Consider the following 13,059-nt stretch of genomic DNA (forward strand, 5'->3'; position numbering starts at 1 on the left):
CGCGTCACTACGTAGAGGGGCTCCCGTACGGTGCGTACGGGAGCCCCTCTACGTAGTTGGCCGATTACCGCCGTCGGCGTCAGGCCTCGGAGGGCCTGCGTGCCGAGGTCACCCGGTACACGTCGTACACGCCCTCCACTCCCCTGACCGCCTTCAGGACGTGACCCAGGTGCTTCGGGTCGCCCATCTCGAAGGTGAAGCGGGAGGTGGCCACGCGGTCGCGGGAGGTCTGGACGGCCGCGGAGAGGATGTTGACGTGCTGGTCGGAGAGGACGCGCGTGACGTCCGACAGGAGCCGTGAGCGGTCGAGGGCCTCGACCTGGATGGCGACCAGGAAGACCGAGGACTGGGTGGGCGCCCACTCGACCTCGAGGATGCGCTCGGGCTCACGGGACAGCGAGTCGACGTTGACGCAGTCGTTGCGGTGAACCGATACGCCACTGCCGCGCGTGACGAAGCCCATGATGGGATCGCCGGGGACGGGCGTACAACAGCGGGCCAGCTTGACCCACACGTCGTCGACACCCTTGACGACGACACCCGGGTCGGCGTTCGCGCGGCGTTTGCGGCCGCGGCCGCGCGCGGGCGGGACGCTCTCGTCGATCTCCTCGCTGGCGGCCTCCTCGCCGCCGAGCGCCTGGACGAGTTTCTGCACCACGTTCTGCGCGGCCACATGGCCCTCGCCGATCGCCGCGTACAGGGACGAGATGTCGGGGTAGCGCATCTCGTGCGCGAGCGTGACCAGGGAATCGCCGGTGAGGATGCGCTGGATCGGCAGGTTCTGCTTGCGCATGGCCCGCGCGATGGCGTCCTTGCCGTGCTCGATCGCCTCGTCGCGGCGCTCCTTGGAGAACCAGGCGCGGATCTTGTTGCGGGCGCGCGGGGACTTCACGAAACCCAGCCAGTCGCGGGACGGGCCCGCCCCGGCCGCCTTGGAGGTGAAGACCTCCACCAAGTCGCCGTTGTCCAGGGTCGATTCGAGCGGTACGAGGCGTCCGTTGACCCTCGCGCCTATGGTGCGGTGGCCGACCTCCGTGTGGACCGCGTAGGCGAAGTCCACGGGGGTCGCTCCCGCCGGGAGCGCTATGACGTCGCCCTTCGGCGTGAAGACGAAGACCTCGTTGCGGGACAGGTCGAAGCGCAGGGACTCCAGGAACTCGCTGGGGTCCTCGGTCTCCTTCTGCCAGTCGAGCAACTGGCGCAGCCACGCCATGTCGTTGACGCCGTCCTTGTCCCTGCTCAGGGCCTTGGGCGCGTCCGTGCGCACCTTTGAGGTGCCGGCGGAGGGCTCCTGCTTGTACTTCCAGTGCGCGGCGATGCCGTACTCGGCGCGGCGGTGCATGTCGAACGTACGGATCTGGAGTTCGACGGGCTTGCCGTTGGGTCCGATGACCGTCGTGTGCAGCGACTGGTACATGTTGAACTTGGGCATCGCGATGTAGTCCTTGAACCGGCCGGGGACCGGGTTCCATCGCGCGTGCACGGTGCCGAGAGCGGCGTAGCAGTCCCTGACCGTGTCGACAAGGACACGAATGCCCACCAGGTCGTAGATCTCCGCGAAGTCACGGCCGCGGACGATCATCTTCTGGTAGACGCTGTAGTAGTGCTTCGGCCGGCCGGTGACGGTCGCCTTGATGCGGGCGGCGCGCAGGTCGGACTGGACCTCGTCGGTCACTATGGCGAGGTACTCGTCGCGCTTGGGGGCGCGCTCGGCGACCAGGCGGACGATCTCGTCGTACATCTTGGGGTAGAGGATCGCGAAGGCGAGGTCCTCCAGCTCCCACTTGATGGTGTTCATGCCCAGGCGGTGGGCGAGCGGCGCGTAGATCTCGAGGGTCTCGCGCGCCTTCTTCTCCTGCTTCTCGCGCTTGAGATAGCGCATGGTGCGCATGTTGTGCAGGCGGTCGGCGAGCTTGATGACCAGGACGCGCGGGTCCTTGGCCATCGCGACGACCATCTTGCGTACGGTCTCGGCCTGCGCGGCCTCGCCGAACTTGACCTTGTCGAGCTTGGTGACGCCGTCGACGAGCAGCGCGACCTGGTCGCCGAAGTCACGGCGGAGTTGCTCCAGGCCGTACTCGGTGTCCTCGACGGTGTCGTGCAGCAGGCCCGCCATGAGGGTGGCCGGGTCCATGCCGAGCTCGGCGAGGATGGTCGTCACGGCGAGCGGGTGCGTGATGTACGGGTCGCCGCTCTTGCGCTTCTGGCCGCGGTGCCAGCGCTCGGCGACCTGGTAGGCCTTCTCGACCTGGCGGAGCGTGGACGTCTCGATCTTCGGGTCGTTGCTGCGCACTATCCGCAGCAGGGGCTCCAGAACCGGGTTGTACGGGTTGGAGCGCTGGACGCCGAGGCGGGCGAGACGGGCGCGTACGCGGTTGGAGGAGCCCCCTGAGCGCGCGGGCTGGCCTGCCGTGGGGCGGGCCGCGGGCGTGGGTGCGGGGGCCGGGCGCTCGGGAGTGGCCGGCTTGGGGCGTGGCTGCTCAGCCGCCTTGGCGCCGGCCGCGGGCTCGGCCGACCCGTTCTTCGCGGGCGGCGCGGGCGTGCCTGCGGGCGCCGCCGACTTGTCGGGCTTGGCGGCGGTGAGTGGCTGGGCCTCGTCTGGCAAGAGGACTCCTCGTGCGCGATCCGGGTCCCCGGTCAGGCTCCGGAGACCCCATGGTAGCGAGCTTGAACTCGGGACTCGCCTTCGGCCGCTGAGACGGCCGTCTGTCCGAGAAACGCGAGAGGCGGGCCCCGGATTCCTCCGGGACCCGCCTCCGCGGTGTCGTACAGGCGCCTCAGGGGCGTCGTGCAGGTGCCACTGGGGTTGCTCAGACCTTGAGCAGCGACTCCAACGGGGCGCCGCCCAGGGCCGGTTCGAGGCGGCCGCGGCCGCCCAGAAAGCCGAGCTCCATGAGGACGGCGACACCGGCGATGTCGGCGCCGGCCCGGCGGATCAACTGGAGCGAGGCCTCGGCGGTGCCGCCGGTGGCCAGGACGTCGTCGACGACCATGACGCGGTCGCCCGCGGCCAGGTCCTCGGCGTGCACCTCGATTTCGGCGGAGCCGTACTCCAGGTCGTACGCCTGGCTGAGGGTCGCTCCGGGGAGCTTGCCCGCCTTGCGTACGGGGATGAAGCCGAGCCCGGCCCGGACCGCGACGGGGGCGCCCAGGATGAAGCCGCGGGCCTCCAGGCCGACGATCTTCGTGGCGCCGTTGCGGACGCTGATCTCGGCCAGCACGTCGGTGAGCACCGTGAACGCCGCCGGGTCGGCCAGGAGCGGGGTGATGTCCTTGAACATCACGCCCGGCTCCGGGTAGTCGGGCACGTCACGGATGCGGCTGAGCAGCAGCGCCGTGACGTCTGCGAGTTCGGTCATCGGCGCTTCCCCGACGGTCGGCCGCGGCCCCTGCCCCGGGACGACGGCTGGGTGCGCTGGCCGCGCGGTCCCACGACCGCGGGCGTCGCGGCGGCGTCCTCGGGTTCCTCGTCGTCGTACGGCCCGTCGGCGACCGGAGCCTCCAGGGACTCGCCCTTCGCCGCGGCCGCGGCCCGCTTGGCGAGTACGCGCTTCCTCAGCGCCTTCATCTGCGGCTCGCGCTCCTTGAGATCGGCGACGAGCGGCGTGGCGATGAAGATCGAGGAGTACGCACCGGCCGCGAGGCCGACGAACAGCGACAGCGAGATGTCGTTGAGCATGCCCGCGCCGAGCACACCGCCACCGATGAACAGCAGGCCGGCGACCGGGAGCAGCGCGACCACCGTGGTGTTGATGGAGCGCACCAGGGTGCCGTTGATCGAGCGGTCGGCGACTTCGCTGTAGGTCCAGCGGGTCTGTTTGGTGAGGTCCTTCGCCTGTTCCTTGAGGCTGTCGAAGACGACGACCGTGTCGTAGAGCGAGTAACCGAGGATCGTGAGCAGACCGATCACGGTGCCCGGGGTGACTTCGAAGCCGACCAGGGCGTACACGCCGACCGTGATGGTGATGTCGTGGATGAGCGCCACGAGCGCGGCCGCGGCCATGCGCCACTCGAAGGCGATCGCCAGATAGATCACGACGAGGACCATGAAGATCGCGAGGCCCTGCCAGGCCTTGTTCGCGACCTGGTCGCCCCAGCTGGGTCCGACCAGGTCGGCGTTGATCTGCTCAGAGTCGACCTTCAGGTCCCGGGCGAGCTCTTCCTTGATCTGGTCGGACCTGTCGGTGTCGATGCCGGCGATCTGGATGCGCAGACCGCCGTTGCCGAGCTCCTGGACGATCGCGTCGTGGCCGGAGGCCTCTTCCGCGTAATCCTCGGCCTGGGACACCGAGATGCTCGTCTTCTCGGTGGTGAAGACGGCTCCGCCCTCGAACTCGATGCCCATGTTCAGGCCACGAACCGCCAGGCCGACGATGGCCGTGATGGTGATCAGGATCGAGATGCCGTACCAGATCTTGCGCTTGCCGACGAAGTCGTAACCGATCTCGCCGCGGTGGAGCCGGGCGCCGAGGGTGCCGAGTTTCGACATCTCACGCCTCCTTCGTGTCGACGGGAGCGGTCACGCGACGGGTGCGGCGCAGCGGCGGCTTGGCGCCCAGTCGCTTCGGGTCGAGGCCGGACCAGCTGTGGCCCTCCGCGAAGAACTTCTTGCGGGCGAGGATCGTCATCAGCGGCTTGGTGAAGAAGAAGACGACGACCACGTCGAGCAGGGTGGTCAGGCCCAGCGTGAACGCGAAGCCCTGGACCTTGCCGACGGTGACGATGAAGAGCACGGCCGCGGCGAGGAACGACACGAAGTCGGAGACCAGGATGGTGCGCCGGGCGCGCGGCCAGCCTCGCTCGACCGCCGGCCGCATCGTGCGGCCCTCGCGGATCTCGTCACGGATGCGTTCGAAGAACACGATGAACGAGTCCGCCGTGATGCCGATGGCCACGATGGCGCCGCAGACCGCCGGCAGGTTCAGCGCGAAGCCGATGGTCGGTCCGAGCAGCGACATGATCACGTAGGTCATCACGGCGGAGACCAGCAGCGAGGCGATGGCGACGAGCGACAGGCCCCGGTAGTAGACCACCAGGTAGATGATGACCAGGGCCAGGCCGATGGCGCCGGCGATCAGGCCCGCCTCCAGCTGCTCGCCGCCGAGCGCGGCGGTGACGGTGGTGACGCTCGCCTCGGTGAAGGTGAGCGGCAGCGCGCCGTACGACAGCATGTTGGACAGGTCCTTGGCCTCCTGCTGGGTGAAGCTGCCGGAGATCGAGGCGGTGCCGCCGCTGATGGCCGTCCTGACGTACGGGTGAGAGACGACCTCGCCGTCGAGCACGATCGCGAACTCGTTCTGCGGGGACTGCTGCTGCGCGAGCTGGGTCGTGACGTCGGCGAACTTCTTGGAACCGGCAGACGTGAAGTCCATGCGGACCTCCCAGCCCGCGCCGGTCGTGGTGTCGATGACCGCCTGGGCCTTCTCGACCTCGGTGCCGTCGACCCCGACCGGGCCGAGCAGGAACTTGTTCCAGACGCCGTCGTCCTGACCGCAGGCCACGGTGGGATCTCCGGGCTGGGAGCCCTCACCGGCCTTGGCGCGCTGTTCCGGCTTGCTGCAGTCGAGCGCGGCGTACTCCGCCTGGAGCTTGGTGGTCGCGTCGTCGGCGCCGCCGCTGGCGGACGGCGAAGCGCTGTCCGAAGCCTCGGTGGACGGCGAGCCGCTGCCGGACGGCGTGGGGTCGGCCTTCAACGCGTCGGTGGCCGCACGGCCCTGCGTGGTGGCACTGGCCGACGGGGAGCCGGAGGGTGACGCCGATTCCTTGCCGGTGTCCGTGCCGGAGCTGGAGGCGCTCGGCGAAGCACTGGGGCTGCCCGTCGCGCCGGGGCCGGAGGCCTCGCGCTGCAGGAGCGGACGGAAGTAGAGCTTGGCGGTGGTGCCGACCTGGTCCCGGGCCTGCTTGGAGTTCGTGCCCTTGGGGATGTTGACGATGATGTTGCTCTCGCCCTGGGTCTGAACCTCCGCCTCTGAGACACCAAGGCCGTTGACACGGTTGTTCATGATGTCAACGGCGGTGTCCATGTTGGCCTTGTTGATCGCGTTCTTCTGGCCCGGTTCGTTCTTCGCCTGGAGCGTGATGCTCGTACCGCCGGCGAGGTCGATGCCGAGTCGCGGCGTCGTGTGACCAGAGGCGAACATGCCTCCGGTCAGCGCCACGATGGCGATCAGGATCAGGGCCAAGGTGCGGCCCGGCTTGCCCTGGGCGCCCTGATTTCGGCCCTTCTTAGGTGCTGCCACCTTCTCGTTCTCCCTCTTCGTCCGCCCGGTGTCGGAGTAACCGCGCGGACGGCCATGGAATGGTGTCGAGATTCCACGCAAAGCCACACATTCCGGGGACCGCGGTGCGCGAGCGGCGCACTCCACGGTCCCCGGTCATGACTACTTCGCGTCGGACTCGCCGTCGGACTTCTTCAGCTCTGCCTCATCGGCCTTCTTCGGCTCCGCGTCGGCGGACTCCTCGGTGGGCTCGTCGGCGGACTCGTCGTCCGCGTCCTTCTTGCCGAGGTCGATGGGCTTGTCGTCGGAAGCGTCGGCGGGCTCGTCGGTCTCGGTGAGGGAGGAGGCGTCGTCCGGGACGACCGCTTCGTCGTCCTTCAGGTCGTGCTCGATGCCGTGGACGAGGCGGTTGTACTCGTCGTCGCTGAGGACCGCGCCGATCGCGTTCTTGGCGAAGAGCAGGTCGACGCCCGGGCCTGCGTCAACGAGGACCGTGTCCTCGTTGACCTCCTTCACCGTCGCGTACATGCCACCGATCGTGCGGATGCCGGAGCCGGGCTGCATGTCGTTGCGCATCTGCGCGGCCGCTTGCTGCTTCTTCTTGGCCGACCGGGTCATCAGGAACATGGCCCCGATGAGCACGATGAACGGGAGGAGGGTCACGAGACTCACGGGTCGGAACTTCCTTCATTCGACCGCGGTGCTGAGCGGCCTGATGGATGGGGGTATGTGTGCCGTCGACAAAGGCGGCATCGGCGGAGTCTAAGCGAGTCCGCACTCATGGAACAACGCTCAGCATGACACCGGGGTTCCTGACCTGGCGACCGCGCTCGCCGTCACGCCCCGAACAGGTCCTGTTGTCCGTTTCCACCGGTTGACGGACGAGGCGGTGTGAGGCCGAGATGGGCCCACGCGGCCGGTGTGGCGACGCGGCCGCGGGGGGTGCGGGCCAGCAGGCCCTCGCGTACGAGGAAGGGCTCGGCGACCTCCTCGACCGTCTCACGCTCCTCCCCCACCGCGACGGCGAGTGTGGACAGGCCGACCGGGCCACCGCCGAAGAGCTTGGTCAGGGCTTCGAGGACGCCGCGGTCGAGGCGGTCGAGGCCGCGGCTGTCCACCTCGTACACGGCGAGGGCGGCCGCGGCGATGTCGCGGGTGACGATCCCGTCGGCCTTGACCTGGGCGTAGTCGCGGACACGACGCAACAGACGGTTGGCGATGCGCGGCGTGCCCCGGGAGCGCCCGGCGATCTCGGCGGCGCCCTCGGCGCCGATCTCCACGTCGAGCAGGTGCGCGGAGCGGTGGATGACGCGCTCCAGTTCGGCGGGCTCGTAGAACTCCATGTGGGCGGTGAAGCCGAAGCGGTCGCGCAGCGGGGGCGGCAGCAGGCCCGCGCGCGTGGTGGCACCGACCAGGGTGAAGGGCGGCAGCTCAAGGGGGATGGCGGTGGCGCCGGGGCCCTTGCCGACGATCACGTCGACGCGGTAGTCCTCCATCGCCATGTAGAGCATCTCCTCGGCGGGCCGCGACATGCGGTGGATCTCGTCGAGGAAGAGGACCTCGCCCTCCTGGAGCGAAGAGAGGATCGCGGCGAGGTCGCCGGCGTGCTGGATGGCGGGGCCGCTGGTGATGCGGATCGGGGCTTCCATCTCGGCGGCGATGATCATCGAGAGGGTGGTCTTGCCGAGGCCGGGGGCACCGGACAGCAGCACGTGGTCGGCGGTGGCGCCACGCGCGCGTGCGGCGCGCAGGACGAGGTCCAGCTGCTCGCGGACCTTCTCCTGGCCGATGAACTCGTCGAGGTCCTTGGGGCGCAGGGCGGCCTCGACGGCCTGCTCCTCACCGTCGGCGGACGCACCGACGAGCCGCTCGGCGGCGGTTGCGTCGTCGGTCGTGTCGTCCCAGTTCATTTGCTGTGCCTCGCGGTGTAGTGGATCCGGGTCTCATAGGAGTGGGGCGGGCGGTGCCCTGACGAGAGCCGCCGCCCCATGGGGGCGCGGGGCTATGACATTTGCGGCTCCGCCGCGATGGAGGTCCCCCCGCTCGAGCGAAGCCGAGAGTGGGGGAGCGACCAGCCACAACGGGCCCGCGGGTTCATGAACGCACCTCCCCCGGAGCTCAGCGTGCCCTGTTGAGGGTCTGCAGGGCGGCCTTCAGCAACTGGCCCACCTGAGGCGCCCCTTCGGCTGCCTCCGCCTGCGGCGCCACCGCGGAGACCGCCTCTTCTGCCTCCCGGGTCGCGTACCCGAGCCCGATCAGTGCGGCGTGCAGCTGCTCGCGCCAGCCGGCGGTGACGGCCGTGCCGATGGCCGGGCCGCCGGTGCCGAGGGGTTCGCCGAGCCGGTCCTTGAGCTCCAGGAGTAGCTTCTGGGCGCCCTTCTTGCCGATGCCGGGGACAGCCATGAGCGCTTTCTCGTCGCCGGTGGACACCGCGCGGCGCAGGGCGTCGGGGCTGTGCACGGCGAGCATGGCCTGGGCGAGGCGCGGGCCGACGCCGCTCGCGGTCTGGAGCAGCTCGAAGGTCTGCCGCTCGTCGTCGTCCGCGAAGCCGTACAGCGTCAGTGAGTCCTCGCGGACGACGAGGGAGGTGGCGAGCTTGGCCGGCCGGCCCATGCGTAGCTGGGAGAGCGTGTTGGGCGCGCACTGGACGGCGATACCGATGCCGCCCACCTCGACCACCGCGGAGTCGGGGGCGAGGGCGGCGACCTGGCCGCTGACAAAGGCGATCATCGGGTGACCTTCCGTGCTGAGAGCTGAGCCTGACGTTGCGCGGCCTGCGCCTGCTGGAGGCGGTTCATGGCCGGGGCACGCCAGATGTGGCAGATGGCGAGGGCGAGGGCGTCCGCCGCGTCGGCGGGCTTGGGAGGTGCGTCGAGCCGCAGCAGTCGCGTGACCATGGCGCCGACCTGAGCCTTGTCGGCGCGGCCGCTGCCGGTGACGGCGGCCTTGACCTCGCTGGGGGTGTGCAGGGCCACCGGGATGCCGCGTCGGGCGGCGCACAGCATGGCGATCGCGCTGGCCTGGGCCGTGCCCATCACCGTACGGACGTTGTGCTGGCTGAACACCCGCTCCACGGCGACGAATTCGGGCTCGTACTCGTCCAGCCACCGCTCGATGCCCTGCTCGATGGCGACGAGGCGCTCGCCCAACTCGGCGTCCGCCGCGGTTCGTACGACACCTACACCGCGCATGGCCAGGGGCCGGCCGGCGACACCTTCGACCACGCCGACACCGCACCGGGTCAACCCCGGGTCAACACCCAGTACGCGCACCCAGCCCCTCCTTCGATCTCCCCCGGCTACCGCTGGGAGGTACCCCCAGTTTGTGCAGGCTATCGGGTGCCACCGACAAAGCGACGGGCCGACGGGTGTGTCCCGTCGGCCCGTTGAGCTCGCGGAACGCTACGCGTCGACCTTCGCCATCACGTCGTCGCTCACGTCGAAGTTGGCGAAGACGTTCTGCACGTCGTCGCTGTCCTCGAGGGCGTCGATCAGCTTGAAGATCTTCCGGGCGCCCTCTTCGTCCAGCTCGATCTGCATCGTGGGGACGAAGTTGGCGTCGGCCGAGTCGTAGTCGATGCCGGCTTCTTGGAGGGCGGTGCGGACCTCGACCAGGTCGGTGGCCTCGCTGAGCACCTCGAAGGACTCACCGAGGTCGTTGACCTCCTCGGCGCCCGCGTCGAGCACGGCACCCAGGACGTCGTCCTCGGACAGCTCGCCCTTGGGGACGATGACGACACCCTTGCGGTTGAAGAGGTACGAGACGGAACCCGGGTCGGCCATCGAGCCGCCGTTGCGCGTCATGGCGACCCGGACGTCGGAGGCGGCGCGGTTGCGGTTGTCGGTGAGGCACTCGATGAGCACCGCGACACCGTTCGGGCCGTAACCCTCGTACATGATCGTCTCGTAGTCGGCGCCGCCGGCCTCGAGACCGGCACCGCGCTTGACCGCGGAGTCGATGTTCTTGTTCGGGACCGAGCTCTTCTTGGCCTTCTGGATGGCGTCGAACAGCGTCGGATTGCCGGACACGTCAGCGCCGCCCGTACGGGCGGCAACCTCGATGTTCTTGATCATCTTCGCGAAGAGCTTGCCGCGCTTGGCGTCGATCACGGCCTTCTTGTGCTTCGTCGTAGCCCATTTAGAGTGGCCGGACATCTGCCTGTCTCCTTCGCGTAACCCATCCAGATACGAACGCCAGAGATCCTACAAGGACTCCGCTGCCCGGTTCGCGCGCACCATGTCGACGAACAGGGAGTGCACGCGGTGGTCGCCGGTCAGTTCCGGGTGGAACGACGTGGCGAGCGCGTTGCCCTGGCGGACGGCGACGATGTGACCGCCGTGCTCCGCCAGCACCTCGGCCTCGGCACCCACCGACTCGACCCAGGGGGCGCGGATGAAGAGGCCCTCTACAGCATCGCCCTCGACGCCCTTCACGTCGACCGCCGCTTCGAAGGATTCGTTCTGCCGTCCGAAGGCGTTGCGGCGCACGATCATGTCGATGCCGCCGATCGTCTCCTGGCCCGAGCGCGGGTCGAGGATCTTGTCGGCGAGCATGATCATGCCGGCGCAGGTGCCGTAGACGGGCATTCCGGCCCGCACGCGCGCGCGGAGGGGTTCCATCAGGCCGAAGAGGACGGCCAGTTTGGAGATGGTGGTGGACTCGCCGCCGGGGATGACGAGTCCGTCGACCTCGGCGAGTTCCTCGGGGCGCCGCACCGGCCTGGCCGCGGCGTCCGCCGAGGCCAGGGCGATGAGGTGCTCCCGTACGTCGCCCTGGAGGGCCAGGACGCCTATGACGGGGATGTTGCTCATCTACGCAGTGCCTGCCTTGTTACGTAGGGATGCTGACGACGGGCGGCGCTCAGCCGCGGACGGGTGGCCCCCAGCCGCGGTTGACGGATGCCCGCGGTTGACGGATGCCTACCAGCCGCGGTTCGCGTAGCGCTCCGCCTCGGGGAGGGTGTCGCAGTTGATGCCGACCATGGCCTCGCCCAGGTTGCGCGACGCTTCGGCGATGATCTTGGGGTCGTCGTAGAAGGTGGTGGCCTTCACGATGGCGGCCGCGCGCTTGGCCGGGTCGCCCGACTTGAAGATGCCGGAGCCGACGAAGACGCCCTCGGCGCCGAGCTGGCGCATCAGGGCCGCGTCGGCGGGAGTGGCGACGCCACCGGCGGAGAAGAGGACCACCGGCAGCTTGCCGAGCTCGGCGACCTCCTTGACGATCTCGTACGGGGCGCGCAGCTCCTTGGCGGCGGCGTACAGCTCGTTGTTGTCGTAGCCGCGCAGCCGGGCGATCTCGTTCTTGATCTGGCGCAGGTGCCGGACGGCCTCGACGACGTTCCCGGTGCCGGCCTCGCCCTTGGAGCGGATCATCGCGGCGCCCTCGGCTATGCGGCGCAGGGCCTCGCCGAGGTTGGTGGCACCGCAGACGAAGGGGGTGGTGAAGGCCCACTTGTCGGAGTGGTTGACCTCGTCGGCCGGGGTGAGGACCTCGGACTCGTCGATGTAGTCGACGCCGAGGGACTGCAGGACCTGGGCCTCGACGAAGTGGCCGATGCGCGACTTGGCCATCACCGGGATGGAGACGGCCTCGATGATGCCCTCGATCATGTCCGGGTCGGACATGCGCGCCACTCCGCCGTCCTTGCGGATGTCGGCGGGGACCCGCTCCAGGGCCATGACGGCGACGGCGCCCGCGTCCTCGGCGATCTTCGCCTGCTCCGGCGTGACGACGTCCATGATCACGCCGCCCTTGAGCTGCTCGGCCATGCCGCGCTTCACGCGCGCGGTGCCGGTGGCAGTGGTGTCGGTGGGCTGGGCGGGGTTGGAGAGCGTGCTGGACACGGATTGACCTCACTCGGTGAAAAAGAAGGCTTCTGCAGGTACCGAGGAAACGCCCGGGAACCAGGCCACAGCAAGGGCCAATGAGGAGGCGGTGGCTCATTTTCGGGGCCCACGTGCGCGTTTTCCGTGGTCAGAGAACTTTTCTCCGGGTCTTCGGGGACCTTATTCGGGGTCCACGCGCGCGTGGCCAAGAGGGCTTCTGATGGATCTCCGTGGGAGAAGGAGCGGCGTTCGGTACGTGCTCTCGGCGTGCCGGGCAGAAGTCCATGACGGGGGTCGCCCGCTCGAGCGAAGCCGAGAGTGTGGGAGGAGCTACCTGGGCTTTTGTCGGTGCGGCGAGTGGGGGCACCCCACCCCCCCAGGGCTGTGGGGGAGCGTGCCGGGCGTCGCGACGCCGCGGAGATCCATCAGAAGCCCTGGCTTCGCTAGGTCCCCGGGCGGTCCGCGAGCGCCGCCGGGGGCTCGTCGTCCATCTCGAAGGCCAGCGGGAACGGCGCGTGTCCGGCCAGCCGGAACCAACGCACCTTGCGGTGGCGGCGCAGCGCGCGGGCCGCTCGCACGGCGTCGTTGTGGAAGCGCCGGGCCATCGGGACCCGGCGCACGGCCTGGGCGAGTTCGCGTGCGGCGGCCTCGCCGCCGGGAGCCTCCCGTACGGCCTCGACCTGCGGGGCCTCTCCGAAGACGGCCCGCAACGCCTGGCTCAGGTCGCTCTCGGCTACCTCCCGCTGCTCCTCCTCGGCCTGCCGGGCCGCGTGCGCCGCCTCGTAGAGCACGATCGAGGCGGCCGGGTCGAGCACTCCGGAGGTGGCCAGTTCCTGTGCCACCGAGGCGCGTCGCAGCAGTTGCGCGTCGAGGGCGGCGCGCGCCGCGTCGATGCGCGAGTGCAGCCGGTCGAGGCGGCCCGCGGTCCAGCTCAGGTAGAGGCCGATCGCCACGAGGGCGACCACGATCCAGATCAGTGTGGAGGTCACGGGCGGCAAGGCTACCGGGGCGGGCCG

General features: G+C 69.5%; 12 protein-coding genes. All 12 read right to left on the minus strand.

Translation table 11 applies throughout. From position 1 onward, the window contains the following. Positions 1-79: 79 nt before the first annotated feature. The 12 genes from ACTWQR_RS09050 to ACTWQR_RS09105 all read right to left on the minus strand — a co-directional run bounded on the left by ACTWQR_RS09050 (position 80) and on the right by ACTWQR_RS09105 (position 13,032). Positions 80-2,605, minus strand: coding sequence for a RelA/SpoT family protein (locus tag ACTWQR_RS09050; protein WP_443226414.1), 2,526 nt, complete (start codon positions 2,603-2,605; stop codon positions 80-82). Positions 2,606-2,810: 205 nt separating this feature from the next. After that, on the minus strand, positions 2,811-3,359 hold the full coding sequence (locus ACTWQR_RS09055) for an adenine phosphoribosyltransferase (protein ID WP_443226415.1): 549 nt from the start codon (positions 3,357-3,359) through the stop codon (positions 2,811-2,813). Next, positions 3,356-4,489 carry a protein translocase subunit SecF gene (gene secF, locus ACTWQR_RS09060; RefSeq protein WP_443226416.1) on the minus strand — a complete coding sequence of 378 codons (1,134 nt, stop codon included), beginning with the start codon at positions 4,487-4,489 and terminating at the stop codon, positions 3,356-3,358. The genes ACTWQR_RS09055 and secF overlap by 4 nt, the downstream gene beginning before the upstream one ends. A gap of 1 nt (position 4,490) precedes the next feature. Then, a complete protein-coding gene (gene secD, locus ACTWQR_RS09065; RefSeq protein WP_443226417.1) occupies positions 4,491-6,239 on the minus strand; it encodes a protein translocase subunit SecD in 1,749 nt (582 codons plus the stop codon). Between the two features lie 141 nt (positions 6,240-6,380). Continuing rightward, the gene (gene yajC, locus ACTWQR_RS09070) at positions 6,381-6,890 is read right to left on the minus strand and encodes a preprotein translocase subunit YajC (RefSeq protein WP_443226418.1); all 510 of its coding nucleotides are present in this window, start codon (positions 6,888-6,890) and stop codon (positions 6,381-6,383) included. Positions 6,891-7,054: 164 nt separating this feature from the next. Beyond that, positions 7,055-8,128 carry a Holliday junction branch migration DNA helicase RuvB gene (ruvB, locus tag ACTWQR_RS09075; RefSeq protein ID WP_443226419.1) on the minus strand — a complete coding sequence of 358 codons (1,074 nt, stop codon included), beginning with the start codon at positions 8,126-8,128 and terminating at the stop codon, positions 7,055-7,057. A gap of 208 nt (positions 8,129-8,336) precedes the next feature. Further along, complete coding sequence (gene ruvA / locus ACTWQR_RS09080; RefSeq protein WP_443226420.1) at positions 8,337-8,948, minus strand: Holliday junction branch migration protein RuvA; 612 nt, start codon at positions 8,946-8,948, stop codon at positions 8,337-8,339. Continuing rightward, complete coding sequence (ruvC, locus tag ACTWQR_RS09085) at positions 8,945-9,490, minus strand: crossover junction endodeoxyribonuclease RuvC (protein ID WP_443226421.1); 546 nt, start codon at positions 9,488-9,490, stop codon at positions 8,945-8,947. Before ruvC ends, ruvA begins: the two co-directional genes overlap by 4 nt. A gap of 129 nt (positions 9,491-9,619) precedes the next feature. Further along, positions 9,620-10,372 (minus strand): YebC/PmpR family DNA-binding transcriptional regulator, encoded by a 753-nt coding sequence (locus ACTWQR_RS09090; RefSeq protein WP_443226422.1) that lies wholly within the window; start codon positions 10,370-10,372, stop codon positions 9,620-9,622. A 48-nt stretch (positions 10,373-10,420) separates the two neighbouring features. Further along, positions 10,421-11,029: a pyridoxal 5'-phosphate synthase glutaminase subunit PdxT gene (gene pdxT / locus ACTWQR_RS09095; RefSeq protein WP_443226423.1), complete on the minus strand. Its 609-nt coding sequence runs from the start codon at positions 11,027-11,029 to the stop codon at positions 10,421-10,423. Positions 11,030-11,137: 108 nt separating this feature from the next. Then, positions 11,138-11,986 carry a pyridoxal 5'-phosphate synthase lyase subunit PdxS gene (gene pdxS / locus ACTWQR_RS09100; RefSeq protein WP_246575212.1) on the minus strand — a complete coding sequence of 283 codons (849 nt, stop codon included), beginning with the start codon at positions 11,984-11,986 and terminating at the stop codon, positions 11,138-11,140. Positions 11,987-12,486: 500 nt separating this feature from the next. After that, positions 12,487-13,032, minus strand: a complete 546-nt coding sequence (locus ACTWQR_RS09105) for a hypothetical protein (RefSeq protein ID WP_443226424.1) — start codon at positions 13,030-13,032, stop codon at positions 12,487-12,489. Positions 13,033-13,059 lie beyond the last annotated feature (27 nt).

It is taken from the genome of Streptomyces sp. 2A115, from assembly GCF_052245575.1.
Taxonomy (GTDB): Bacteria; Actinomycetota; Actinomycetes; order Streptomycetales; family Streptomycetaceae; genus Streptomyces.